Annotated in this window: 22 protein-coding genes, 1 pseudogene and 2 other annotated features; of the genes and pseudogenes, 16 read left to right on the top strand and 7 right to left on the bottom strand. The window is 28.6% G+C overall.

The features are described from left to right. Positions 1-16 precede the first annotated feature (16 nt). The 8 genes from recA (at position 17) to H2684_RS03790 (ending at position 7,791) form a co-directional block, all read left to right on the top strand. Positions 17-1,099, top strand: coding sequence for a recombinase RecA (gene recA, locus H2684_RS03825; RefSeq protein ID WP_182088077.1), 1,083 nt, complete (start codon positions 17-19; stop codon positions 1,097-1,099). A gap of 246 nt (positions 1,100-1,345) precedes the next feature. After that, positions 1,346-2,890, top strand: a complete 1,545-nt coding sequence (rny, locus tag H2684_RS03820; RefSeq protein WP_182088076.1) for a ribonuclease Y — start codon at positions 1,346-1,348, stop codon at positions 2,888-2,890. A 166-nt stretch (positions 2,891-3,056) separates the two neighbouring features. Further along, positions 3,057-3,317 carry a stage V sporulation protein S gene (locus H2684_RS03815; RefSeq protein WP_182088075.1) on the top strand — a complete coding sequence of 87 codons (261 nt, stop codon included), beginning with the start codon at positions 3,057-3,059 and terminating at the stop codon, positions 3,315-3,317. Between the two features lie 205 nt (positions 3,318-3,522). Further along, positions 3,523-4,383, top strand: a complete 861-nt coding sequence (locus H2684_RS03810) for a decaprenyl-phosphate phosphoribosyltransferase (RefSeq protein ID WP_182088074.1) — start codon at positions 3,523-3,525, stop codon at positions 4,381-4,383. Between the two features lie 98 nt (positions 4,384-4,481). Continuing rightward, on the top strand, positions 4,482-5,741 hold the full coding sequence (locus H2684_RS03805; protein WP_182088311.1) for a hypothetical protein: 1,260 nt from the start codon (positions 4,482-4,484) through the stop codon (positions 5,739-5,741). 16 nt (positions 5,742-5,757) lie between these two features. Further along, positions 5,758-6,114 (top strand): SMR family transporter, encoded by a 357-nt coding sequence (locus H2684_RS03800; protein ID WP_182088073.1) that lies wholly within the window; start codon positions 5,758-5,760, stop codon positions 6,112-6,114. Between the two features lie 97 nt (positions 6,115-6,211). Next, positions 6,212-7,405 carry a pyridoxal phosphate-dependent aminotransferase gene (locus tag H2684_RS03795; protein ID WP_182088072.1) on the top strand — a complete coding sequence of 398 codons (1,194 nt, stop codon included), beginning with the start codon at positions 6,212-6,214 and terminating at the stop codon, positions 7,403-7,405. Positions 7,406-7,530: 125 nt separating this feature from the next. Then, entirely contained in the window at positions 7,531-7,791 is a 261-nt protein-coding gene (locus H2684_RS03790) for an HPr family phosphocarrier protein (RefSeq protein WP_182088071.1), read from the top strand. A gap of 52 nt (positions 7,792-7,843) precedes the next feature. On the opposite strand, the gene H2684_RS03785 is transcribed toward H2684_RS03790, so the two are convergent. Next, a complete protein-coding gene (locus H2684_RS03785) occupies positions 7,844-8,068 on the bottom strand; it encodes a DUF378 domain-containing protein (RefSeq protein WP_182088070.1) in 225 nt (74 codons plus the stop codon). A gap of 182 nt (positions 8,069-8,250) precedes the next feature. On the opposite strand from H2684_RS03785, the gene purB reads away from it, so the two are divergent. From purB to H2684_RS03770, 3 genes are all read left to right on the top strand, one after another. Continuing rightward, positions 8,251-9,681 carry an adenylosuccinate lyase gene (gene purB, locus H2684_RS03780; protein ID WP_182088069.1) on the top strand — a complete coding sequence of 477 codons (1,431 nt, stop codon included), beginning with the start codon at positions 8,251-8,253 and terminating at the stop codon, positions 9,679-9,681. Between the two features lie 38 nt (positions 9,682-9,719). Further along, positions 9,720-11,165, top strand: coding sequence for an FAD-dependent oxidoreductase (locus tag H2684_RS03775; RefSeq protein ID WP_182088068.1), 1,446 nt, complete (start codon positions 9,720-9,722; stop codon positions 11,163-11,165). Positions 11,166-11,682: 517 nt separating this feature from the next. Then, positions 11,683-12,102: a thioesterase family protein gene (locus tag H2684_RS03770; RefSeq protein WP_182088310.1), complete on the top strand. Its 420-nt coding sequence runs from the start codon at positions 11,683-11,685 to the stop codon at positions 12,100-12,102. Between the two features lie 72 nt (positions 12,103-12,174). Here the strand turns inward: H2684_RS03770 and gltX are convergent, their stop codons facing one another. Next, complete coding sequence (gene gltX, locus H2684_RS03765) at positions 12,175-13,632, bottom strand: glutamate--tRNA ligase (RefSeq protein WP_182088067.1); 1,458 nt, start codon at positions 13,630-13,632, stop codon at positions 12,175-12,177. 224 nt (positions 13,633-13,856) lie between these two features. Here gltX and H2684_RS03760 point away from each other — a divergent pair, with 224 nt between their 5' ends. Beyond that, entirely contained in the window at positions 13,857-15,038 is a 1,182-nt protein-coding gene (locus H2684_RS03760) for a methyl-accepting chemotaxis protein (RefSeq protein WP_182088066.1), read from the top strand. 65 nt (positions 15,039-15,103) lie between these two features. Here the strand turns inward: H2684_RS03760 and H2684_RS03755 are convergent, their stop codons facing one another. Continuing rightward, the gene (locus tag H2684_RS03755) at positions 15,104-16,336 is read right to left on the bottom strand and encodes a D-alanyl-D-alanine carboxypeptidase family protein (protein WP_182088065.1); all 1,233 of its coding nucleotides are present in this window, start codon (positions 16,334-16,336) and stop codon (positions 15,104-15,106) included. A 134-nt stretch (positions 16,337-16,470) separates the two neighbouring features. Between H2684_RS03755 and H2684_RS03750 the strand changes: the two genes are divergently transcribed. Then, positions 16,471-17,079 (top strand): CoA pyrophosphatase, encoded by a 609-nt coding sequence (locus H2684_RS03750; RefSeq protein ID WP_347707519.1) that lies wholly within the window; start codon positions 16,471-16,473, stop codon positions 17,077-17,079. 24 nt (positions 17,080-17,103) lie between these two features. Here the strand turns inward: H2684_RS03750 and H2684_RS03745 are convergent, their stop codons facing one another. Beyond that, on the bottom strand, positions 17,104-18,585 hold the full coding sequence (locus tag H2684_RS03745) for a nicotinate phosphoribosyltransferase (RefSeq protein ID WP_182088064.1): 1,482 nt from the start codon (positions 18,583-18,585) through the stop codon (positions 17,104-17,106). Positions 18,586-18,720: 135 nt separating this feature from the next. On the opposite strand from H2684_RS03745, the gene H2684_RS03740 reads away from it, so the two are divergent. The 3 genes from H2684_RS03740 to H2684_RS03730 all read left to right on the top strand — a co-directional run bounded on the left by H2684_RS03740 (position 18,721) and on the right by H2684_RS03730 (position 21,878). Then, positions 18,721-20,553 carry an ATP-dependent helicase gene (locus H2684_RS03740; protein WP_182088063.1) on the top strand — a complete coding sequence of 611 codons (1,833 nt, stop codon included), beginning with the start codon at positions 18,721-18,723 and terminating at the stop codon, positions 20,551-20,553. A gap of 375 nt (positions 20,554-20,928) precedes the next feature. Beyond that, positions 20,929-21,144, top strand: a complete 216-nt coding sequence (locus H2684_RS03735) for a hypothetical protein (RefSeq protein WP_182088062.1) — start codon at positions 20,929-20,931, stop codon at positions 21,142-21,144. A 74-nt stretch (positions 21,145-21,218) separates the two neighbouring features. After that, positions 21,219-21,878 carry a hypothetical protein gene (locus H2684_RS03730; protein WP_182088061.1) on the top strand — a complete coding sequence of 220 codons (660 nt, stop codon included), beginning with the start codon at positions 21,219-21,221 and terminating at the stop codon, positions 21,876-21,878. A gap of 162 nt (positions 21,879-22,040) precedes the next feature. Here the strand turns inward: H2684_RS03730 and H2684_RS03725 are convergent, their stop codons facing one another. From H2684_RS03725 to H2684_RS03715, 3 genes and pseudogenes are all read right to left on the bottom strand, one after another. Next, on the bottom strand, positions 22,041-23,327 hold the full coding sequence (locus tag H2684_RS03725) for a hemolysin family protein (RefSeq protein ID WP_182088060.1): 1,287 nt from the start codon (positions 23,325-23,327) through the stop codon (positions 22,041-22,043). Positions 23,328-23,515: 188 nt separating this feature from the next. Then, entirely contained in the window at positions 23,516-24,223 is a 708-nt protein-coding gene (locus H2684_RS03720; RefSeq protein ID WP_347707518.1) for a G1 family glutamic endopeptidase, read from the bottom strand. Between the two features lie 213 nt (positions 24,224-24,436). Beyond that, a pseudogene (locus tag H2684_RS03715) lies at positions 24,437-25,726 on the bottom strand (MFS transporter). A 177-nt stretch (positions 25,727-25,903) separates the two neighbouring features. Beyond that, positions 25,904-26,101 (bottom strand) — a binding site (T-box leader). Positions 26,102-26,142: 41 nt separating this feature from the next. Next, positions 26,143-26,347, bottom strand: a binding site (T-box leader). Positions 26,348-26,497: the final 150 nt, after the last annotated feature.

Below are 26,497 nucleotides of genomic sequence, written 5' to 3'. Positions count from 1 at the left end.
AAAGGATGTGAAACTTTTGGCAAGTTTAAATAGTGAAAAATTAAAAGCCATAGAATCAGCTATGGGACAGATAGAGAAACAGTTTGGAAAAGGTTCTATAATGAAGCTTGGAGAAAATAGTAAGTTAGATATTGATGCTATTTCAACAGGATCTTTAGATCTAGATATAGCTCTTGGCATAGGAGGAATTCCACGTGGAAGGGTAGTTGAAATATTTGGACCAGAGTCATCTGGTAAAACTACTGTAGCTCTTCACATGATAGCAGAAGCTCAAAAAGCTGGAGGAGCAGCTGCATTTATTGATGCTGAGCATGCATTGGATCCAGTATATGCAAAAAATCTTGGAGTTGATACTGAAAACTTAATAGTTTCTCAACCGGATACTGGAGAACAAGCACTTGAAATAGTTGAAGCACTTGTAAGATCAAATGCCATTGATATAATTGTAATTGATTCTGTAGCTGCATTAGTTCCAAAGGCAGAAATAGAAGGAGAAATGGGAGATTCTCATGTAGGTCTTCAAGCAAGACTTATGTCACAGGCGCTTAGAAAGTTAACTGCATCAATAAACAAATCAAAATGTGTTACTGTATTTATAAATCAATTGAGAGAAAAAGTTGGAGTTATGTTTGGAAATCCTGAAACTACACCTGGTGGGAGAGCACTTAAGTTTTATGCCTCTGTTAGAATAGATATAAGAAGATCTGATGCAATAAAACAAGGTGATAACATAATAGGAAATAGAACTAAGGCTAAAGTTATAAAAAATAAAGTTGCACCTCCATTTAAACAGGCTTATTTTGATATAATGTATAATCATGGAATATCTAAAGAGGGAAATGTACTGGATGTTGGTGTAAGAGAAGAACTTATACAAAAAAGTGGGGCTTGGTTTTCCTATGGAGAAATAAGACTTGGACAAGGAAGAGAGAATGCAAAGCAATTTTTAAAAGAAAATCCAGATATAAGAGTTGAAATTGAAAACAAAATAAGAGCAAAATATAAGTTACCTCTCGTGAAAGTTGAAAAAGAAAAAAGTGAAGTTAAAAATAATAAAGAAAATAAGGGAAAAAATAATCAGAAATTGGAAAACAAATAATTTATGCCTTGCTTTATAGTATAGATAAATGTATTATCTGATTTGTGATTTGAAAATTGTAGTGCTATGATTTGGAGCAATATATTATAAACTTGACAATGGTTAAAATATAATATAAAATTAAGACAAATTCTGGTTTATCATGTATTTAGAAATTACCAATTGAATAATATGACACCTTTTCTATGCTTGTGTAAGTTAACCGATAATATAGATGCATAAATGAAAAGCAAAGGAGGTGTTCATGTGAATTCTGTATTAATATATGAAATTATCGCTGGTATAATAATAGCGATTATTATATTAATCGAGTTTTATATTATAAAAAATAAATCGTCTGCTATAAAGGAAAAGGCTATTGAAGAATCTAATAGGCTTAAAGATGAAGCTAAAAAAGAAGCTGAATCCATAAAAAAAGAAGCTGTGTTAGAAGCCAAAGATGAAGTTCATAGATTGAGAAATGATTTTGAAAGAGAATCTAGAGATAGAAGAAATGAAGCTCAAAGATTTGAAAGAAGATTAATTCAAAGAGAAGAACTGTTAGATAAGAAAAATGATGCACTTGAAAAAAAGGAAGATAGTCTTGATAAAAAACAGCAGAAAATTGAAGCATTAAGATTAAGTGTAGAGGAGCTCTATGAAAAACAAAATCAGGAACTCCAAAGATTATCAGGACTTAGTAAAGAAGAAGCAAAGGAAATTTTGCTTGAAAAGGTTAAAAAAGAGATTAAACATGAAACTGCAATTATGATAAAAGATGTGGAAACAAAGGCCAAAGAAGAGGCTGATAAGAAATCCCGAGAAATTATAACATATGCAATTCAAAGATGTGCAGCTGACCATGTAGCTGAAACTACAGTTCATGTAGTAACTCTTCCTAATGATGAAATGAAAGGTAGAATAATAGGAAGAGAGGGCAGAAATATAAGGACTCTTGAAACGCTAACAGGTGTGGATTTGATTATTGATGATACACCAGAGGCTGTAATACTGTCAGGATTTGATCCTATAAGAAGGGAAGTAGCTAGAATAGCACTAGAAAAGCTTATAATTGATGGAAGAATACATCCGGCAAGAATTGAAGAAATGGTGGAAAAAGCTAAAAAAGAGTTGGAAAGTAATATAAAAGAAGAAGGAGAACAGGCTACATTTGAAACTGGAGTGCATGGACTTCACTTAGAGATAATAAAGTTACTTGGAAGATTAAAATATAGAACTAGTTATGGGCAAAATGTACTTAAACACTCAATAGAAGTTTCATATTTAGCTGGATTAATGGCTTCAGAAATAGGGTTAGATCCAGCTGTAGCAAAAAGAGGAGGATTGCTTCATGATATAGGTAAGGCTGTTGATCATGAAGTTGAAGGACCTCATGCTGTTATAGGGGCACAAGTTGCCAAAAAATATCATGAATCTCCTATTATAGTAAATGCAATAGAAGCTCACCATGGCGATGTAGGATTTCAATCTTTAGAAGCAGTGCTTGTACAGGCAGCTGATGCAATTTCAGCAGCAAGACCTGGTGCTAGAAGAGAAACACTAGAAGCTTATATTAAGCGATTAGAAAAACTAGAAGAAATAGCAAATACATGTGAAGGCGTAGAAAAGTCATATGCCATTCAAGCGGGAAGAGAACTTAGAATTATGGTTAAACCAGAAGAAGTTGACGATGCAGGAGCCGTTGAGATGGCAAGGAACATAGTGAAAAAAGTAGAAAATGAATTAGAATATCCTGGTCAAATCAAAGTAAATGTAATTAGAGAAACTCGTGCAGTTGAGTATGCAAAATAATAACGTTAATTATTATAAATTAAAAATAGAAGAATAAATATTCCTTTTGGATTTTTTAAAATTATAACCCTTTATGAAATCTAAAAGGAATTTTTAATTTTTTATAGAATAATATATTATACAGTAATAATAATAACAAATAAAGTTAATATGTGGGAGGTTTATTATGGAAGTATTAAAAGTTTCAGCAAAATCAAGTCCAAATTCTGTAGCAGGAGCATTAGCAGGTGTACTTAGAGAGCGTGGAGCAGCTGAAATACAGGCTATAGGAGCAGGAGCTTTAAATCAGGCTATAAAAGCAGTAGCTATAGCAAGAGGCTTTGTGGCACCAAGTGGAATCGATTTAATATGCATTCCAGCATTTACGGATGTTGAGATAGATGGTGAAGAGAGGACAGCAATAAAGTTAATCATTCAACCAAGATAGTAGTTTATTTAGAGGACTTGATAACATTATCAAGTCCTTATTAAATTTGTTTTTATAGAAATAATATTCATATATGTTATTATTCTTATTTAAATAACTTTATGTTGACTATATTATATACTGTGTTAAAATGTAAAAAGGTGTATAACTTATATGAAATTTTGTTTCTCAGTAATTTGTCTTGTATTTGTTTTGGAGGAATTTTATGATAGATATTTTTAAGTTAATGAGGCCGAAGCAGTGGATTAAAAATTTTTTTGTATTTGCTGCAGTTGTTTTCTCAGGAAATCTTTTTAAATTTGATTTATTAGTAATAAATATACTGACTTTTGTAGTGTTTTGTATTACGTCTTCTATAGTATATGTGTTAAATGATATGATTGATATAGAAAAGGATAGATGTCATCCAGTAAAGAAAAATAGACCTCTAGCAAGTGGACGTGTAAGTAAAAGGTCTGCTGCAATTTTAGATATAATATTACTTGTTCTGGTTGTTTTTTTAAGCTGTAATTTTTTAAATATTAAAATACTTTCTATAATGATCACTTATATAATTATTAATGTATTTTATTGCTTTAAATTAAAAAATATAGTTATAATAGATGTAATGATAATAACCTTTGGATTTGTCCTTAGAGTAGAAAGCGGAAGTCTTGCTACAAAAGTTGAGGTTTCACCTTGGTTATTTTTATGTACCATTTTACTGTCGCTTTTTCTTGCATTAAACAAAAGAAAAAGTGAGATTATAACTTTGAAGAATAAAAGCGGAGAACATAGAAAGATACTTGAAGAATATTCAATAAACAGTATAGATAAAATGCTTACTATAGTTAATCCATCTATACTAATGGCATATTCTTTATATACTTTTAGTTCTGTACATACTAAAGATATGATGCTTACTATTCCATTTGTATTATATGGAGTATTTAGATATGAATATTTAATGGATAAACAAAATATAGGTGGAAAGCCTGAAGATGTGTTTACAAAAGATAGACCATTTTTGATAAATATAATTTTATGGGCAATTAGTATAGTAATCATAATATACTTAAAATTTTAGAAAGGGCGTAAGCTTTTATGGAAATAACAAATCTGTTAAATGGAGTATACCTTAAAAAGAGAAGAAATTCTATTTTTAGGAAAAATAAGGAGAATAAAATGTACGACAATAATGATACACACACAAATTACTATAAAATAATCATGGCCATTGGAATAATTATGTCCTCATTATGGGTAATATTTGTAAATTCTGTACCGTTTTCAGATTTTAGCTATTATTATAATATGGCTGTAAATATAGCAAATGGAGGAACTTGGGGAGATACATATACTTCTATAGGATATTCAATTGTACTTGGAGGAATATTTAAGTTATTTGGTGCAAGTGTATTTAAGGCAAAAATATTCAATATAGTTCTAACTTTTATAAATTATTTACTTTTTAAATCGATTTTATATAAGCTTGACTTAAGTGAAATAGATAGAAGAGTTATATTTGCTATGTTTGTATTTATTCCAAATAACATATTCTATAACAGTATTCTTGGAACTGAATTAATTTTTACAGCGATTCTCCTAGCTGCAACAAATTTATATATGGGAAGTATGAAATTTAAGTATATATTAATTGGAATATTGGCAGGACTTAATACTATGATCAAGCCATTTTTTATAATATTTTTCTTTTTGATATTTTTAGTAGATATTATAAAAAATAGAAAGTTACTATCTTCTATAAAGAATTCACTTATAGTACTTTTATTTACTGCAATTGTAATTTCTCCATGGATATATAGAAATTCTAAACTTATGGGTGAGTTTACCTATGTTTCTAATAATGGAGGAATAGTGCTTTATATAAATAATAATTCCCAAAATGATAAAGGAAGATGGATGCCTGCAGAGGATGTAGAAAATTCTATTGTTAAAACAAAAGCTTATAAAAATGCCAATATGACAGAAAAAAATAAGATGTTGAGTGCTGAAGCCAAGAAGTGGATAAAAGCACATCCTATGGAATTTATAGATTTAGGATTTAAAAGGCTTTTTAATACATATTTTGTAGGAGATGACGTAGGTTATAGTATATATGGAAGTAATATAAGTTATAATCTGCAGAAAAATATTATTAAAATTACTAATTTAATAAGAATAGTAATTTTTGGTATAGGAATAATTTCTATATTAGTTTATAGTATAGTTATTCTTATGTTGATAATTAAAGGAAAAACAGATATATTAAATAGATTTAATGTATATAGTGTTATATTATTTTTTATGTTTACATGTGTTTATTTTATTACAGAAGGACAAGGAAGATATTCTTTTCCTATAATATTTGTATTTGTATATTGGTTTTATAATGTATTAAAATATATATATTTTTTGAAACTACAATTTACTAATACAGATTAGAAATGGAAGGTAGTGTATGATTTATTTAATACTTATTTCAGTATTTTTAGGTGCTTTAGGACAAGTTCTTGTTAAATATGGAGCTGTAAATTTAGATATTAACTTTACACTAAAATATTTTTTACCTAGTGTACTTAATATACTTAAAAATATACCTGTAGTCTTAGGCATAGTATCCTATGGTTTAAGTTTTCTAATATGGATAAAAGTTTTAAGTAAAGTTGATTTAAGTTATGCATATCCTATGGTTAGTATAGGATATATAATAACTATGCTGTTTTCCTATTTTCTATTTAAGGAAAATATATCATTTATAAGGATTATAGGTGTAGTTTTTATAATAATAGGAGTTATATTGATTTCGAGAAGTTAGTTAATTTTCTTTAAATATTATTTTATAGTAGTGTTTATTTTATTGAATAGTATTTAATAGTCAAGAGATAAATTTACTATATAATGGAGGAGTTAAAATGATTTTATCAAAAAAAGCTGAAAAAATTCAATCATCAATAACTTTGGAGATAACTGCAAAAGCGAAACAAATGAAGGCTCAGGGTATTGATGTAATTGGATTTGGCGCAGGGGAACCTGATTTTAATACACCAGAATATATTCAAAAAGCTGCAATTGATGCTATGAAAGCAGGGTTTACAAAATACACCCCAGCTTCTGGAATTGAGAAGTTAAAAGAACAGATAGTGGAAAAATTTAAAAAAGATAATGATCTAAATTATAAAACTAATCAAGTTATAATATCAACAGGAGCAAAACAATGTCTTTACAATGCTCTTTTTGCTATACTTAATCCAGGAGATGAAGTATTAATTTCAGTGCCATATTGGGTAAGTTATCCAGAACTTGTAAAATTAGCTGATGGAGTGCCTGTTTTTGTAAATACAAAAGAGGAGAACAATTTTAAGTATACTATAGATGAACTTGAATCTGCAGTAACAGATAAGACAAAAGCTATAATAATAAATAGTCCTAATAATCCTACTGGAAGTGTATATACTAAAGATGAGCTTAAAGTAATAGCTGAATTTGCAAAGGAAAAAGATATATTTATAATATCAGATGAGATATATGAAAAATTAATATATGACAATAAAAAACATATAAGTATAGCAAGTATATCTGAAGATGCCTATAATAGAACAATTGTTATAAATGGAGTTTCAAAAACATATGCTATGACAGGCTGGAGAATAGGTTATGCAGCAGGAAATAGTAAAATAATAAAATTGATGTCAAATGTTCAAAGTCATACTACTTCTAACCCAAATTCAATAGCACAGTATGCATCTGTGGCAGCACTTAAGTTTGATAGTCCTGAAGTTAAAAATATGATAGTTGAATTTAGCAGAAGAAGAAAATATATGGTAGAAAAAATAAATGACATAAAATTAGTATCTTGTTTTAATCCTATAGGAGCTTTTTATGTAATGATGAACATATCTAAAACTTTTGGAAAAAAATATGATGAAAATACAATTGAAAATTCAATGGACTTTTCAAAACTTCTTCTTGAAAAGGAAAAGGTTGCAGTAGTTCCAGGAATTGGATTTGGAGTTGATGATTATGTAAGACTTTCTTATGCTACATCAATGGAAAATATAGTTTCTGGTTTGGAAAGAATAGAGAAATTTGTAAATAAGTTAAATTAGAAAGTTTAAATTTTTTCTTTGCAACATAAATTGAAGTAAAAATTAGTTGAAACCTATAAAAAAAATGGTATAATTAATGAAGAACGTTTTTGAATGTTAATACTTATGAATTAGGGGTGAATTAAATGGTATCTAAAGAAGTTACAGTTAAAAGTGCTACAGGACTTCATGCAAGACCTGCTACACTATTAGTAAAAAAAGCTTCCTCTTTTAAATCAGACATATCTATAGAGTTTGATGGAAAGAAAGCTAACATTAAAAGTTTAATAGGAGTACTATCATTAGGTGTTACAAAGAATTCAACAGTAAAAGTTATTGCTTCAGGAGATGACGAATCATTAGCTGTTGAAGAAATAGTTAAATTGATAGATTCTTTAGAAGATTAAGAAAATTAATTAGTTAAATATAATTTACATAAATAAAAGGCCATTAGGCCTTTTATTTATGTAAATTATATTTTTTATTTGTTCTAAATAAAAATATTGTCATGTCTATTCCAGCTACTCCTACAATTATGTAGATTATTCTTCCAAATAGGTTAAGGGAACTTCCAAATAACATGTGAATTAAATTGAAATTCAAAATTCCAGTTACACCAATATTTAAAGCTGTAAGAACTATGAGAAGAAGAGATACCTTATCTATTATGTTAAATTTGTACATTTCATTTATCCTCCTTGTAAATTTGTAAATATTTATTCTCAATTAAATTATATTAATGTATTAAAAATATAGAACTTTATTTAGAAATATTAATGTATTGTAAAAAATTTTAATGTACAATTATTATATGATATAATATGAACAAAAACATAAAATCAATTATCTATGGAGGAATTTACAGTATGAGAGATACATATAACACGCCATTAAATACAAGATATGCATCTAAGGAAATGAGTTATATATTTTCAGAGGATAAGAAATTTAAAACATGGAGAAAGCTTTGGGTAGTACTTGCAGAATGTGAAAAAGAGCTTGGACTAAATATAAGTGAAGAACAGATACAGGAACTTAAAAACAATATGGATAATATAAATTATGAAGATGCAAAGAGAAGGGAAAAAGAAGTTAGACATGATGTAATGAGCCATATTTACGCATATGGACTTCAGTGCCCAAAGGCAAAAGGTATAATTCATCTAGGAGCAACAAGTTGCTATGTAGGTGACAATACTGATTTGATACTTATGAGAGAGGCCCTTATTTTAATTAAGAAAAAAGTTTTGAATGTAATATATCTTCTTTCAAAGTTTGCTATGAAATACAAAGATATGCCCACATTAGGATTTACACATTTTCAACCTGCTCAATTAACTACTGTTGGTAAGAGAGCAACTCTTTGGATTCAAGATTTATATCTTGATTTAGAGAATCTTGAATTTGTAATAGAAAATATGAGATTCAGAGGGGTAAAGGGAACTACAGGAACTCAAGCAAGTTTTATGGAACTTTTCAATGGGGACTCTGAAAAGGTAAAAAAGCTTGATCGTATGGTAAGTGAAAAGATGGGATTTAAAAAGGAATTTATGGTTACAGGTCAAACATATACTAGGAAGTTAGATTCAATAATATTAAATACATTATCTGAAATTGCACAAAGTGCCTATAAATTTAGCAATGATATGAGATTACTTCAAAATATGAAAGAAATAGAAGAACCTTTTGAAAAAAATCAAATTGGCTCTTCTGCTATGGCGTATAAGAGGAATCCTATGAGATGTGAAAGAATGGGATCTCTTGCAAGATATATAATAGTAGATGCTCTAAACCCTGCAATAACAGCTTCTACACAGTGGCTTGAAAGAACACTTGATGATTCCGCAAATAAGAGAATAGCAATACCTGAGGCATTTTTAGCTTTGGACGGTGTTTTGAATTTATATATGAATATTTCAGAAAATATGGTTGTATATGAAAAGGTAATTGAATCGCATGTGAAAAAAGAACTTCCTTTTATGGCTACGGAAAATATAATAATGGAATCAGTTAAAAAAGGAGGAGATAGACAAGAGCTTCATGAGAGAATAAGGGTTCATTCTATGGAAGCAGCTAGAATTGTCAAAATGGAAGGTGGAGAAAATGATTTAATAGATAGAATAATAAATGATCCATTTTTTAATCTTACAAAGGAGGAGATAATGGATTTAATTGACCCTCGTAAGTTTACAGGTAGGGCTAGCGATCAAGTTGAACAATTTATAAATCTTGATATAAAGCCATTAATTGAGAAAAACAAGGATTTACTTGGACAAAAGGTAGAAATAAATGTTTAAATGGCTTTGATCTGTATATTAAATAAGGGGATGGTAATGTGTTTGATATTACGATTATAGGGGCAGGCGTAGTAGGATGTGCAATTGCAAGAGAACTTTCAAAATATAAATTGAAGATATGTTTACTTGAAAAAGATGATGATGTTTCCTGTGGCGCATCTAAGGCAAATAGTGGGATAGTTCATGGTGGCTATGATGATGAGCCAGGTACACTTAAAGCAGAACTTTGCGTTAAAGGAAATAGGATGTATGAAAGATTGAACAATGAGTTGAATTTTGGGTATAGGCAGACAGGATCTCTTGTACTTGCATTTAATGATGATGAAAAAAAGCACATTGAAAGATTATATGATAATGGAATAAAAAATGGAGTAAATGGAATGGAAATCATTGATGGCAAAATGGTGCTTGAAATGGAACCTTATGTAAATAAAGATGTAAAATTGGCACTTTATTGTAAAAATGCAGGAGTTTGCTCACCTTATGAAATGACTATTGCACTTGCTGAAAATGCGGTTTCAAATGGAGTGGATTTAAAACTTGAACATGAAGTTACTTCCATAGTAAAAAAACGGGGATTTTTTGAAATAACAAGTGGTGGAGAAAAAATTAAAAGCAGATATGTTATAAATGCGGCAGGTGCATATAGTGATAAAATATCAAATATGGTAGGACAAAATTATTTTACAATTATTCCAAGAAATGGAGAGTATATTATCTTTAATAAAGATCAATCTTATTTGGTAAATAGTGTATTGTTTCAGGTGCCTACAGAAAAGGGAAAGGGTATACTTGTAACTACAACATGTCATGGTAATCTTATGATTGGTCCTAATGCTCAAGAGGTATCAGATAGAGAAGATGTATCTACCAATGAGGAAATATTAAAATATATAGTTGAAACTGCAAAAAAGTCAGTTAATGGATTTGACATGAAAAAGGCAATAACTTCTTTTGCAGGTGTAAGGCCAACTAGCAGCAGGAAGGATTTTATAATAGAAGAAACTGAAGCTAAAGGATTTATAAATGTAGCAGGTATTGATTCACCGGGACTAACATCATCACCTGCTATAGCTCTTAAAGTATTAGATATACTATCATTTGCTGGAGTTAAATTGAAGAAAAATGATAAATTCAATCCATATAGAAAACCGATTATAGTTAAAAAAGATAAAAACTTCAAAGGAGATTTGAACTCAGAAGATCCAAAAACTCATATTATATGCAGATGTGAAAATGTGACTGAAGCGGAAATTATAGATGCACTTAATAGACCTGTTAAGGCGGATTCAATAGATGCTATAAAAAGACGAACTAGGGCAGGACAGGGAATGTGTCAGGGAACATTTTGTGGAAAGAGAGTAAGAAAAATTATATCAAGGGAGCTTAAAATTCCAGAGGATAAAGTTAAAAAGAGAGGACCAGGCTCTTCAATACTTCCTAAAAGAGCTAGTAGAGTTGATATTATGAATATAAAAAAATGATCTATTGTTTTTAATGGCACAAATTGCATAAATATTTTCATATCATATATTATATATTTTGTATGGAGGTATAGCTTTGAAAAGATATCATGATGATGATTTTATGCAATTTGCACTTTATATGATGCCAAGATATATGAAGAGAATTAAAAGATATAATAGAAGACACAATAGACATGTGAAAAGAAGTTTAGAAGATCATGGTAGAAAAAGAGTAGATTATGATGAAAAATCTCTTATAGATACGGGTTTTTTAATGGATTATATAAAGAAAAACCTTATGCAGCAGATTGATTTTAAATCTAATGATAAAGAAGATAACCATAAAGACAAAAATAATCCAAATAAACAGGATATATTAGATATATCTGCATTGAAAAAGGGAAAAGAAAAAGCAAATAAGATAATAGAAAATGCTATAAGCTCAGATATTAATCCCAAAAAGGATAACACTGTTAATGTAGATAAGCAAGAGGATAAAGACATCAAAGTGAATGTAAAGGAGAAAAAGGAAGGTATGTATGTTAGTAATACAAAAATAAAAGTAAGATATGCTGAAACAGATAAAATGGGAATAGTGCATCATTCAAAGTATTATGTGTGGTTTGAAGTAGCAAGAGATGATTTTATAAAGCAAATTGATATTACCTATAAGGAAATAGAAGATATGGGTATAATGATGCCACTTGTTGAAACTTATTGTAAGTATGTAAAACCAGCAAAGTATGGAGATAATGTTATAATAAAGACTTCTATTGAAAAACTTAGTCCAGTTAGGATTTCACTTAATTACAAGGTACTTAAAGAAGGTAGTAATGAATTGTTAGCTAAAGGTAAAACTTCACAAACTTTTATAGATAATAACTTTAAATTGATAAACATTCAAAAAAAATATCCAAATTTATGGAAAAAGTTAAGTTCATTTAAAGATATATAATTTAGATATATGTATAATTTTAGACACTATAATAGATTAAAAATTAATTCTATTGTAGTGCCTATATTATACTTATTTTGAATAAGATTTTAGCTTTTTAAGTCCTATTTTAAGCCTACTTAAGGATTCTTTTTTCCCTATTATATCTGCAATTTCATATGCTCCACCAGCAGACGATTTTTTCCCGGATAGGGCAGTTCTTATAGGCCATAGAACTACACCATTTTTGACTCCAAGTTTTTTCACAAGATTCATGCATGCATGTTCTATGTTCTCTATTGTCCAGTTTTCAATTGATTCAAATATAGGAATAATTTTTTCTAATGTTAAAATTGAATTCTCAATATTTGTTTTCATTCTTTTGTGAATATATAAATCAGCAGAATATTCAGGGAGTCTACCAAAGAAATCAACTAAGTCAGGAATTTCACTTAATATTTCAATTCTAGGTTGAACTAATTTGCTTATCTTTATCCAATCTAAATTTTCTGGAAGTACATTTTTATAATAAGGAGAGGCTATTTTAGCGAATTCTTTAATATCCAGTTTCCTTATATATTCTCCGTTCATCCACTTCAATTTTACATCATCAAACATTGCTGGTGATTTATTTATATTTCTATAGTCAAATATATCTACAAGTTCTTTTAGAGTAAATAATTCATTTTCTCCTCCAGGATTCCAACCAAGAAGAGCTATATAATTTAAGATTGCATCTTTTAAATATCCTTTCTTAATAAGATCCTCAAAAGAAGCATCTCCATTTCTCTTACTTAATTTATGATGGGCATCTTTCATTATTGGAGGACAATGTACATATATTGGAACCTTCCATCCAAAAGCTTCATATAATCTAACGTATTTTGGAGAAGAAGATAGATATTCACTTCCACGTACTACATGAGTAATTCCCATTAAATGGTCATCAACTACATTTGCAAAGTTATAAGTTGGGAATCCATCTGATTTTATCAATATCATATCATCTAATTCTTCATTATCTACTGATATGTCACCATATATTTCATCGTGAAAAACTGTTACTCCGGTTCTTGGATTGTTCTGTCTTATTATATATGGGACACCTGATTTTAGCTTTTCTTCTATTTCATCTTTTGATAAATTAAGACAGTGTTTATCATATTTATATGTAACTTTTTTACTTTCAGCATCTTTCCTAAGATTTTCAAGTCTATCTTTTGTACAGAAACAATAATATGCTTCTCCTTTCTCTATTAGTTCCTTTGCATATTTTAAATATATATCTTTTCTTTTGCTTTGTACATAAGGACCTACAGGTCCGCCTATATCTGGACCTTCATCGTATTCAAGATTTGTAATTTTTAAAGTATTATAAATTATATCTAAAGCACCTTCCACAAATCTTTCTTGATCTGTATCCTCTATTCTAAGTATAAAATCTCCACCTGCATGTTTTGCAATCAAATAGGCATATAGAGCTGTTCTAAGATTACCAATATGCATATATCCTGTTGGACTTGGTGCAAATCTTGTTCTAATTTTAGACATTTGTATTCACCCCTGTTATTTTAAAGTAAAAACCTCTCATCGAGAAGACGAAAGGTTAGATCAATTATAAGATCAATTACTATTAAATCATATAATAGTTGTGTTTTTGTGTCAAGATGATTTTAGATTGGAAGTTTTAGAAGATACTTTAAAATCATTTAAATTATTGTTATAATTAAAATGTATACATACAAAATGTTATAACTTAAGGGGGAAAATGCAATATGAAGAAAAAACTAATAACAATATGTGCATGTTTTGCAATAGTTCCAATATTGTTAGTCAATTTTCTATACTATTATTTAAATTTCAAAAATATTAATGATAGTACATATTTTATTTTTAGTTCAACAATAATTGGAATTATTTTTTTGATTCTAGCTTTTGTAGTGGGAAATAATCTTTCTAATAGTATAGATGGGCTTAAAATGGAAAAAAAAGATATTGTATGTGATAAGAGTTTAATTAAGGGAGAAGATAAAAGTAAGAATATAAAATTAGGATCTCAGGAATTTGAAGATCTTAAATCCTCAACTAGCACTTTGAAATCAACATCAAGTGTAGTAACAACATCTGCAAATGATGTTGTAAATTCAGTACAGGAAATATCAAAGGATGCTGAAACTCAAGCAAATGAAATAGCAGATGTAGTAACTTTAATTGAAGGATTGAAAAATGAAATAGATTCTGTAAAACAAAAACTTATGATTGTTGCTAAAAATTCTGAAACAAGTAGAGAAAAGGCAAATGAAGGAGAAAATAAAATCTATGAACTCATAGATTTTATAGTAAATATAAAGTCATCTTTTGATGCAGTAATGAGTAGAATAGATAACTTATCTCAAACAGTTTCCGAAATAGGTAAAATAACAGATGTCATATCCGGAATATCAGAGCAGACTAATTTACTTGCACTAAATGCTTCTATAGAAGCTGCAAGAGCAGGAGAACATGGAAAAGGATTTACTGTAGTTGCAGATGAGGTTAGAAAGCTTGCAGAAGAATCAAAAGCATCTTCTGAAAAGGTAATTAGCCTTGTAAGCTCAATAAAGAGTGAAACTGATGATATTATTAAAAATTCTAGCCAAATAGGAAATGTATTAGAAGATCAAGCAACTGCTGCAAATGATACTATAGTTTCTTTCGAAGATATTGTATCTTCTATAAAAAGTATACCTGAACTTATAAATGATACTGCTGAATTTATGGATAAAACACTACAAGATAACAATACAGTTTTAGAAAAAGTGCAGAATGTTTCAGCTTCATCACAAAATGTTTCGGCTGCATCCCAGGAAATAGCAGCATCATCTGAAGAACTTTTAACTATTTCTGAAGAACTATCAAATCTCTGTTCAAAAATAAATGAAAACACTTTAAAACTAGATAGTAGTGTTGTTGATTAAATAGATAAAATAAATAAGAGCGGCTAAAAAGTTGCTCTTATTTTAGTGATGTAAATTTTAAAAGTTTAACGAAATTTCTTTATTATAATTCTTGCGAGAATATATAATAGAAAAATTATTAATACAAAGGATGTTATGTAAATTGGAAGACTTTTTTTTAATATTTCAATTTCAGATATATTAGAATAAAGTGCATAGCTTTTTGAAAAATCCCTTTGTGATATTTTAAGTGTACCTATAGGCAAATTACCTTTAATCTCTTTTAAATTTGCTCTACTTTTAATATTTATATTTTCTTTAAGTTCATTTTTATTTACTTCATTGTTATAATAAGTTATATCTTGAGATATATATATTGGCACGTTTAATTTTACACTTGGTCCTATTCCTAATGGTTTATATTGAATAGTTTTATTTGTTATAATTGAGTTTTTCTTAAACAATGTAGAGGGCTTTTCATTATAGCTCCAATCTATTATTTTTTTCATATCGTTGAATACATAGGTGTCATCTTTATCATAAATTGAGTGCATTACAACCCCAAGTATTTTTCTTCCTGAACGTTCATATATTGCGACAAGACATCTTCCAGCAGCATCTGTATATCCAGTTTTGCCTCCAATACAACCATCTTTACCTAATAGTTTATTTGTATTTTTTAATGGAAAAGTTATTCCACTTGAAGTCTTTATATTAATTGTGCTCTTTGATATAGCTTCTCTTATCCAAGGAACTTTAAAAGCTTGTCTTGCTATAACACTCATATCATATGCTGTAGAATAATGATTTGGATTATGTAGACCGTTTGGTGTAACAAAATGTGTATTTTTAAGTCCAAATTCCTTTATTTTACTGTTCATTTCATCTGCAAATGATTGAATATCTTTAGATACGTTTTCTGCTATCATATATGCTATATCGTTTGCGGAGTGTAAAAGCATGCCATACATTGCAGATGAAGCAGACATTGTATCTCCTACGTTAATAGGATGTATATCCTTGTTTAAAGAAGATGGCGGTTGAAGTTTTGCACCCTTTGTATATGTTAATGTAGAATCTTTTTCTTTGTTTTCAGATAATAGTATTGCTGTTAATAATTTAGTAGTACTAGCAGGATATATTTTAGAATCTATGTTTTTTTCATATATTATTTCACCTGTTTGCATGTCTACTGTAATTGCCGAAGTTCCGTATATTTTGGGAGGAGCGACATTTTGTGAATCTTTTGCGTATACATTAATATTAATTAAAAATGTAATTATAATGGTGAGAATTATGGAAAATCTATTTTTTATCAATGCAAATCACTCCATTTATTTATATTAAGTTTATCTACATATTTGTATTGAAGAATACTATAATATGAATATAATATTAAAAGTATATCATTAAGATTTGTATTTTACAATTAGAATTGAGAGGGATAAATTTGATAGATAACATATATAATATATTTAAGAATAGGAAACCAAGTTCAATAGAAAGTTTCAATAAAGCAGCTGTTATGATTCTCCTATCTGGTTCAAAATATAATCCAAATCTAATATTTGAGGTTAGGTCTATGAATCTTTTTCATCAGCCTGGAGATATATGCCTTCCAGGAGGAAAAATAGAGAAATGTGAGAAACCAAAAGATGCTGCAATAAGGGAAACAATGGAGGAACTTGGCTTAAAGAGAGAAAACATTGAATTTATAGGTGACATGGATTATATAATTACACCTTTCAATTTTATTATGTTTCCATTTGTATCTAGATTAAAAGGAGATTATAAAATAAATCCAAGCAAATATGAAGTGGATCATATTTTTAAGGTGCCTTTAAGTTTTTTTATAAATTCAAAACCTTTAATGTATGAATCTAAAGTGGTGCAAAAAGCAGATGAAAACTTTCCATACCATCTTATAAATAATGGGAAGGACTATAAGTTTAGAGAAGGAAAAGTTAAAACTTATTTTTATAAATATAAAGATTATGTAATATGGGGACTTACAGCTCTTGTGATTAAAAGATTTACTGAAATAATAAAAGACCTCACATAAAATGAAGTCTTTTATTATAAAATTTTATTCTTCGTAAGTTTGAGAATATTTATGAAGGAGTTCCTGTTTTAAGTTCCAGAGTTTTTGTGATAGGTCTACATAATAAGTATGTGGATTTTCTAGTCTTAAAACTTCAGGCCACATTTTTTCAGTTTCAGTTTTTACAATATTTCGTATATCCATTACATCGGGGCTATTATATACTAATTTGCCCTTATCAAATATTTTAACCATAAGTTCCTTTACATAGTAATTCTTTAATTTCTTCTTTTTCCATGTAAATACAGGATCAAATATTTCAAGTGGTTTTGTAGGATCAATTTCTTCATCTCTCAATGTTACAAGATCTGCTATTGCTTTATTTTGTTCTTTATCATATAATCTATAAATTTTTTTAAATCCTGGATTGGTTATTTTTTCTTCATTTTCACTTATTTTTATTTTAGGAATAATTTCTCCATTATCATTTTCTATTGCAGTAAGTTTATATACTCCACCAAATACAGGTTCTGATCTGGCAGTTATAAGTCTTTCACCAACACCAAAGGAATCAATACAAGCACCTTGACTTAGTACATCTCTTATTATAAATTCATCTAGTGAATTTGATATCACTATTTTAACATAATTAAAACCGTTATCGTCTAATATCTTTCTGCACTTTTTAGTGAGATATGTTATATCACCACTATCTATTCTTATACCCTTTGGCTTTATACCTTTTGGAAGAAGACATTCTTTAAACACCCTTATGGCATTAGGAAGTCCTGATTTTAGTACATTGTATGTGTCAATTAAAAGTACACAGTTATCTGGATAAATTTCAGCCCATGCTTTGAATGACTCGTATTCAGAAGGAAATAATTGTACCCAACTGTGAGCCATTGTTCCTACAGCAGGTATTCCAAACATTTGTTCTGATATAGTACAAGCTGTTGAATCACAACCACCTATAACAGCAGATCTTGCACCATATATAGCAGCATCATATCCCTGTGCACGTCTTGAGCCAAATTCCATAACAGGTCTTCCTTTAGCAGCTCTACATATTCTATTTGCCTTTGTTGCTATAAGGGTTTGATGATTTATTGTGAGAAGTATCATAGTTTCTATAAATTGGGCCTGTATTACAGGACCTCTTACAGTTACAAGTGGTTCATTTGGAAATACTGGATTTCCTTCTGGAACAGCCCAGACATCACATGTAAATTTGAAGTTTTTCAAGAAGTCCAAAAATTTTTCTGAAAAGTTTCCTTTTTTTCTTAAATAATTTATATCGTCTTCAGAGAATTTTAAATTTGACAAGTATTCTATTACCTGTTGAACTCCAGCCATGATGCAATAACCGCCATTATCTGGTATCTTTCTAAAGAACATATCAAAATAGGCAATCCTATTGCCAATATTGCTTTCAAGATACCCATTTCCCATAGTGAGTTCATAAAAATCAACTAACATTGTAAGATTTCTACTATTCCTCACATCAAAATTTTTTATGTTTTCCATAATAAAATCTCCTCTATTGTGTTTTGGTTGTAGTTAATATGACCATAATTATGTATATACACATTGTAATACTTTACTAGGAGTATTACAATAATAACATTTTAGTTGAATAAATTTATAAAAGGAAGGCATACTATGGAGCTTGATAGAAATCAAAAGAAAGCTGTTTATACAAATTATAATAGTGTAGTTATTTGTGCACCTCCAGGTTCTGGAAAGACAACAGTTATTATAAATAGAATTTTGAATTTAGTCTATAATAGGGGAGTTGATCCAAATAATATATTGGTAATAACTTTTACAAAAGCAGCAGCGTTAAACATGAAAGATAGATACATCAAAATATCAAAAGGTAATAGAAAAGTACCTTATTTTAGTACATTTCACTCTTTGTTTTATAGAATACTAATCCGTTACTATAAAAATAAGATAAATATAATAGATGAAAAAAAGTCCATATCCATTATAAAAGAAACTTTAAGTTTATATGTAGATTCATTAGATGATGAAAATGTAAGATGCGTTTTAAATGATATATCACGGTTTAAGACAAGTAATAAAAGTATAGATTATTTTAGAAGCAGAATTGATAAAAGCGTTTTTAAAAAGTGCTTTTATGCATATGAGGAGTATAAAAATAAGAGGAATCTTATGGATTTTGATGATTTGCAATTTGGAGCAAAAGAGCTTTTATTAAAGAATAAAGCTGTTTTAAAATATTGTAGAAATACATTTAGGTACATACTTGTAGATGAATTTCAGGACTCTGATGATCTTCAAATAGAACTTTTAAAATTGATATCACAGGGAAATTCAATATTTGCTGTAGGTGATGAAGATCAGTGTATTTATGGATTTAGAGGATCAAATCCAAATTGTATTGTAAACTTTGATAAATATTTTAATGGAGGAAAAAAGCTCTTTCTTGATGTGAATTATAGAAGTGTAAAAAATATAGTTGAACTTTCAAAAGTACTTATAATTAATAATAAAAATAGAAATCAGAAGATTATAAAATCATGTAAAAGTGAAAATGGAAAAATAGAAATTACTACCTTTAAAGATGAATATGAAGAAGCGGAATATATGTCATCTAAAATAAGATCTATTGTTACATCTAAAATGTACACTGATTCCGATATTGCAGTTTTATATAGGACTAATTTACAGTCAAGAGATATAATAGACAGTTTTTTACAGAAAAATATAAAATTTAGATTTTTAGATGAAGGATATAATTTTTTTAATCATTTTATATGTAGAGATATTATTGCATATTTTAAACTCTCAATTGATGAATATGATATGGAAAGCTTTAGTAGAATTATAAATAGGCCTTTTAGATATATAAGTAAGGTAAATATAAATAGGATGAAAAATGATTATGCAAAGGAAAATTGTTTCGATAAATTCAGTAGAATAGGGGAGATTTCAGTATCTCAAATTAGGAAGATGAAAAAGTTAAAAAGAAATGTATCTAAATTAAAAAGACTATCTCTTTATGATGCAGTAGACTTTATAGTTTACAGAATTGGATATATAAAATACATTAAAAGCTATTGCAAAAATAGCTCTTGTAAAATGAGGCAGCTTAAACATGTTCTAGATGAATTTAGAAGAGTTTGTATAAGGTTTAACAATATAGATGAATTACTTAAATATGTAGAAGAGTTTTCAAGTAAGGTTGAGGAAGGAAGAAAAGCTGGAGAAGGGATAATATTAAGCACTATTCACGGTGTTAAAGGCATGGAATTTAAGAATGTATTTATAATAAACTGCGACGAAGAAATAATACCACATGCAAATAGCATTGAAGATTCTCTTGAAGAGGAAAGACGGCTTTTTTACGTTGGAATTACTAGAGCTATAGATAACTTGCACCTATATTCTGTAGAAAGTGTAAGGGGAAAGAAAAAGAATATATCTAGATTTATTAGAGAAATTTTAAAATATAATCCTAATATTTGAAGGAATTTACATAAATTAGATTAATTAAGTGTGATTTATGGAAGTTTTATAATTTTATATAAAATATATATTAAGAATATTTTATATGTTGGCAGGATTTTACTGAATTATGTAGAAATATAGATATTATATGAATAAAGTGTTAATCAATATAAAAAAAGGAGAAATTTGCATGGATAGAATAAAACAATTTTTTAGAAGGAATCTGTAAATATAACATGTATTTAAATAATAAAAAATTTCATAGTAATGTTCTACAAGCAGAAAATCACTATAAAAATGATGAATTTTATAAAGCAATAACATCGTATAATAACTGCGTTGAAATATAAAAATGATGATGAGATTAAAAATAAAATAAAGTTATGTAATAAAATGAATTCATCATATGAAAATTTTATTAATGGAATGGATTTTTTTAATAAAAAAGATTATTTAAATGCATATAATGATTTAAAACAAGTTATACCTGAAGATAAAAAAAGGTATGATAAAGCTAGAGATAAAGGTAATGAAAGCTTAACGTTATATATAAACAACCAAATTACAGAAGCTAAAAATCTTGCTTATAAATTACAATATCAGCATTAAATAATAATCCTATAATATTAGTTGATAATAATAAATATGGATGGGCTGCAACAACAATAGCAGAAAATAAAAGCATGGTAAAGAAAGTGATTATTCTTGGTCAAACTGGAGTTATAAGTAATATTATTGCTAATAATATAATAAATGATAATATAAATAATTCTACTGATGATAGTGCAAATGATATTTCTGATAATAGTACTCTTACAATAAATGATTTTTATAATTTTGTAGGTCCTAAATATGCTACTAAAATTAAAATATTTATATCTAATATTGATAAAGATGATATAGATAAAATAGAAGTAGATAGAGAAGGCTATAAAAATAATATAGAGAAAATGTTTCTTATTAAATCTGGTAATACAAATGTGGGGATAAATTTTGATAAAGAAGAAAATAAGATTTCATTATTTATGAATAATTTTAATGATTTATCAAAACAAACCACTAATGCTTTTTATGAATATGGATTGCCTATTTTATCAGATAATTCATCGATTATAAGTAATATGCAAGATAGTTTAATAGAAGGTCTAGCAGAGATAAGTAATCTCTTAAAAGTTAACAAATCAAATATAGAAAAAGACATGGTAAATGGCGTTAATAAAGTATATAGTGAAAATATGTATCCTATGAATATAAACACAAGTTATGGAAGTTATTTTTATGGATTAGAAGTATACAATAGGAATATAAATGCGAAAGTGGGAATAACAACAAATATTCAATGATTGTAGATGCAAATAATATTTCCTGTTGAACCTCAACATGAGATGTATTTAATTGAATAGCTGAATACATGATACTTATAAAACTACAAAAAACATCAGCAGCATGAATATATTAATTCATCATGCTAATGTTTATGTAGTTTTGCATAATTAAATTTTTACCTAAATATCATTTTGGTCATTGTTTTCTCTACTGTTTTTAAAATGAGTTATAAGTCTTATTTTTTTAATTCTATTTTTTCCTACTTCTTCTGCAATAAATGTAATATTGTTAATTTCAGTTTTTTCTTTTTCTTCAGGTATTCTCCCAAGCTTACCAATCATAAGACCACCAACTGAATCAAATTCCTCTAAATCAATATTCACATTGAGAAGTTCGGCGATATCATGAATTCTAGTGCTTCCATCAACTATGTATTCATTATCTTTAATAAATTTTATTGAGTTATTCTCTGTATCATATTCATCTTCTATTTCACCCACTATTTCTTCTAAAAGATCTTCAATTGTAACAAGTCCTACAGTTCCACCATATTCATCTAATACTATTGCAATGTGATTACGAGTTTTTTTCATTTCTTTAAATACTTCAATAATCTTTTTAAATTCGAATGTATAGTAGGCTTCCCTCATGTATTTGTCTATTGAAAAGTCCTCCCTAATATTCTCTACCATAACAAAATCTTTAACATTTATTATACCAATTATATTATCAATTGTTTCACTGTAAACAGGTATCCTTGAGAATTGCTTGCTTTTTATTTCATCCATAACTTCGTCATAGGTAGCCTCGCTGTCGATTGCACTAATATCTACTCTCTGTACCATAACATCTTTTATTTGAAGATCTGCAAAATCGAATATATTAAATATCATTTCTTTTTCAATATTTTCAAGAACACCGGATTCTTCACTTACATCAACCATTGTCTTTAATTCTTCTTCTGTTATAAATGGTTCAGTTGCATCTGGATCTGCACCAAATAATTTAATAAAAACATGTGAAATATTTGTGAAGATATATACAAATGGTCTAAAGATAATAACAGTAAGCTTAATAGGTTTTGCAACCATTAAAGATACTTGTTCTGATTTTTGCTTTGCAATAGATTTTGGGGTTATTTCTCCAAATATAAGAACAAGTATAGTCATTATTCCTGTAGAGATAGCTATACCACTGTTTTTAAAAATTTTTGTTGCAATAACTGTAGCTAGTGATGATGCTGCTATGTTAACAATGTTGTTTCCTATTAGAATTGCTCCTAACAACTTATTTGGATCCTCTATTAGGCTTTCAACAAGTTTAGATTTTGGAACTTTTTTATCTACCATATGTTTTAATTTAATTTTGTTAATAGACATAAGTGCAGTTTCTGACATTGAGAAAAAGCTTGATAGCACAATTAATAATATTAAACTTATTAGCTGCCATGTATAGCTAGGATCCAAAAATAATCACTCTCCCGTTTGATTAATTTATAGTTTGCAATTGATATTTAACAATTACTTATGAACCGAATAAATTATTATATCTCAATGCAACTTTAAAAATAAATATGCGTATATTATATCATATTTTTTAACTGTATACTTTTTACTACCAATATGTAAACAATAAAAAATATCAGCAGTATGGATTAATATTTCCATGCTGCTGATATTTTTATAGATACTGTATTTCCAAATTGGAAATTACCTATGTGATTTATTATACGTCTTATACGTCTTGAATAGCCATTGAAATTAGTATTTGGATTAGTATTTGTAGTTGTTGTAAATGATTCTCCATCTGCGCCTAAGGATGAAGGATATATTGCAATAGAACCATTTGAATATTCCATTGCTATAGGATGGACAACATTTGAAGAATCATCTATAGAGTTTCCATTGACCTTTGCTGACTGGAATTTTACCGTACCTGTGTTTCCTAGAGGAAAAAGTTTTGAATACTGATTTGAAGGATCTTCATTTATCCATTCAGCAGACGTACCAATTCCATTTTCATAGGAAGAAGTAAGCTCTTTAGTTATTGTTTTTGTTTCTGTAGTTCCATTTGGAGTAGTTACTGTGAATGTCAAGTTCCATACAAGGCTTGATTCCTTTGAAATAGTGACACTTATTGTGGAATTGACTGGAATAGTCATTATGCTTTCAGCAGAATCAGGTAACTGTTCCCAAAATACCTCTGCAACAGTTTGTCCATTTTGAAGTTTTTCGATAGTGCCCATTTGGAGAAGATCAGAAGAACTATATCCTCCTAAACCAATCCATTGGGCTGCGGATGCATTTGGATTTGAAGAAGATATACTTGGAACAGTCCAACTTCCAGATACACTTGTATATATATTACTACTTGATGAAGGAGTAACTACATATCCAGACCAATTTCATGATTTCTCTGTATTTTCAGGAAGATTTATGGTGTTTTTGTTTCTAAGTACATTGCCTCCTTTCTTTACAGCTTTTGGAATTATCCTTATTTTTATTATCTAGTAATATTTTCTTCCTAAAGTATTAAGAATCTATAGCTATAATGTTAATATAATGTAAAGCTTAATTCAAATTTCATCCAGAGATTTTTGCTTAGTTTCAGTTCCAAATAATGCAATTATAATAGATACTATTATGAGGAGTATTCCAAGTGCTATGAAAACAACTTTAGTATTATAATTTTTAAGTATCCATGCCACAGCATAAAGACTGAATATTGTAGCAAGTCTACCCACTGCGTTGCAAAATCCAGATCCTCTAAGCCTTATGTCTGTAGGAAAAAGTTCTGGCACATAAATTGCAAGGCCAAGTGTTAAAAGGATATATATCATTATAGTTAAGAAGAAACCCATTGTAAGTATTATCCACATTATATCTTGAGATGCATAGGCATATCCAAGTGCACCAGCAGCAATAAGAAATGCGGTTATAGACCATTTTCTTCCAACTTTATCTACTATGAAGCTTCCAATAAATGCCCCAAGTGGCGCACCGATCATCATTATTGTTGTATATCCAAGTGAGGCAGAAATATTTATTCCTTTTCTTAGGAAAAAAGTTGGTGCCCAACTTACAAAAGTGTATATGAGAGTATTTACTGCAATTAGCAGAGCACATCCTACTATTGTTCTTGAAATCATATCTTTGCTAAATAGGTCAGAAAACTTACCTTTAGTTTTTGTTATAAGGTTATTTTTACTAACTACAGAAGGCTGTTCTATTGAATAACCTGATTCAATTTCTGCCTTTTTATAGAATATATTAACTACTCTTTCAGCATCTTCTTTCATTCCATTTGCCTCGTACCACCTTGGTGATTCAGGCATATCTTTTCTCAAAAATCATACAATAAGTGAAAATACGCCAACAAATACAAACATCCATCTCCAACCAAATCTTGGAATTATGAGATAGCCTAAAAATGCAGCTGCAGGAGTTGATACATTTGTTATAAGTGATAACATTGAAACCCATTTTCCTCTAGTTTTAGAAGGCACAAATTCTGCAAGTAAGGCATAACCTGTGACAATTTCAGCACCTAGACCAATTCCCATTATTCCTCTACAAGCTATTAAGAATATCATATTTGGAGAGAATGATGCAACAAGAGATGCTCCTCCAAATATTAAAAGATTGAGTTGATATGAAAATTTACGTCCAAAGTGGTCTCCAAGGAAACCCGTAAGTAGAGAACCTATTAAAAGTCCTATAAAAGTGACTGATATAAAAGTTGCGTTGAGACTCATTGTTGACCAGTTACTCTTGAGAAGGGATCCAAGTACACCTCCTGCAAGATACACATCAAAACCATCTAAAAATATTCCAAGACCTATAAGCCATAAAATTTTATAATGCATTTTTGATATAGGAACATAGTCCATTTTTTCGCTAATATAATTTACTTCTGACATTAAAATTACCTCCAAATAAAATAAAAAAATACAATATTCTAATTATTAAAAATATTATTTAATCTCAATTTCTTCGGCCGATAGAAATTGTTTAGTAAAAAAGGGTATAAAAATAGACCTCAACCATGGGGCGAAGGTCTGCCGCGGTACCACCCAAATTTATCACTATTGATCATTAACGGGATAAACCGGCTTTGTCCTACTTTTAAATTCAGACTGCAATTTAGAAGGGAGTTTCAATATAATATAAATGTGACTTTTCACCAAGGGTCACTCTCTTTAAGATATATTATACCTACTTATCTTCATCATAATTTTTAATTTATTTGTTTTTAAAGAAAATATAAAAGCGGTATTAATTCTCTTGGAGCGAGAAATAATACCGCGATACCATCCAATTTTGATATCTTAATTTAAATTTAACGGCTTTTTAAACCGGCTCAGCCTACTTAAAATTTCAGCTTGCAACTCAGGGATGAGATTCAATATGTAAGTATTGTGAATTTACACCAAACATCACTCTCTTTTAATATTACATATTTACTTATTTCCCGTCAAAGTTTTTAAAGGTTATATTGGTCTTATTGTAATATAAAATTTAAGTATTGTCAAATTAAATATTTATAGCATAGCATATAAATATGATTGAAAGATGATAATGTCCTAGTATAAGAAAGATGAAAATGTCCCAAATAAATAAAATTTATATTATAATAA

It is taken from the genome of Clostridium sp. cel8 (genome assembly GCF_014050525.1).
Lineage (GTDB): Bacteria > Bacillota > Clostridia > Clostridiales > Clostridiaceae > Clostridium_B.
The sequence above is the reverse complement of the archived record's forward strand: the minus strand, read 5'-3'. Positions and strand labels throughout refer to the sequence as shown.

What these genes read in the sequence shown, in the direction of transcription:
- H2684_RS03790 (WP_182088071.1), top strand. Translation starts at nt 7,531, where the DNA reads ATGGTATCTAAAGAAGTTACAGTTAAAAGTGCTACAGGACTTCATGCA.
- H2684_RS03795 (WP_182088072.1), top strand. Translation starts at nt 6,212, where the DNA reads ATGATTTTATCAAAAAAAGCTGAAAAAATTCAATCATCAATAACTTTG.
- H2684_RS03785 (WP_182088070.1), bottom strand. Translation starts at nt 8,068, where the DNA reads ATGTACAAATTTAACATAATAGATAAGGTATCTCTTCTTCTCATAGTT.
- H2684_RS03800 (WP_182088073.1), top strand. Translation starts at nt 5,758, where the DNA reads ATGATTTATTTAATACTTATTTCAGTATTTTTAGGTGCTTTAGGACAA.
- purB (WP_182088069.1), top strand. Translation starts at nt 8,251, where the DNA reads ATGAGAGATACATATAACACGCCATTAAATACAAGATATGCATCTAAG.
- gltX (WP_182088067.1), bottom strand. Translation starts at nt 13,632, where the DNA reads ATGTCTAAAATTAGAACAAGATTTGCACCAAGTCCAACAGGATATATG.
- H2684_RS03745 (WP_182088064.1), bottom strand. Translation starts at nt 18,585, where the DNA reads ATGGAAAACATAAAAAATTTTGATGTGAGGAATAGTAGAAATCTTACA.
- H2684_RS03760 (WP_182088066.1), top strand. Translation starts at nt 13,857, where the DNA reads ATGAAGAAAAAACTAATAACAATATGTGCATGTTTTGCAATAGTTCCA.
- H2684_RS03735 (WP_182088062.1), top strand. Translation starts at nt 20,929, where the DNA reads ATGAATTCATCATATGAAAATTTTATTAATGGAATGGATTTTTTTAAT.
- H2684_RS03805 (WP_182088311.1), top strand. Translation starts at nt 4,482, where the DNA reads ATGTACGACAATAATGATACACACACAAATTACTATAAAATAATCATG.
- H2684_RS03815 (WP_182088075.1), top strand. Translation starts at nt 3,057, where the DNA reads ATGGAAGTATTAAAAGTTTCAGCAAAATCAAGTCCAAATTCTGTAGCA.
- H2684_RS03770 (WP_182088310.1), top strand. Translation starts at nt 11,683, where the DNA reads ATGTATGTTAGTAATACAAAAATAAAAGTAAGATATGCTGAAACAGAT.
- H2684_RS03730 (WP_182088061.1), top strand. Translation starts at nt 21,219, where the DNA reads ATGGTAAAGAAAGTGATTATTCTTGGTCAAACTGGAGTTATAAGTAAT.
- H2684_RS03740 (WP_182088063.1), top strand. Translation starts at nt 18,721, where the DNA reads ATGGAGCTTGATAGAAATCAAAAGAAAGCTGTTTATACAAATTATAAT.
- H2684_RS03810 (WP_182088074.1), top strand. Translation starts at nt 3,523, where the DNA reads ATGATAGATATTTTTAAGTTAATGAGGCCGAAGCAGTGGATTAAAAAT.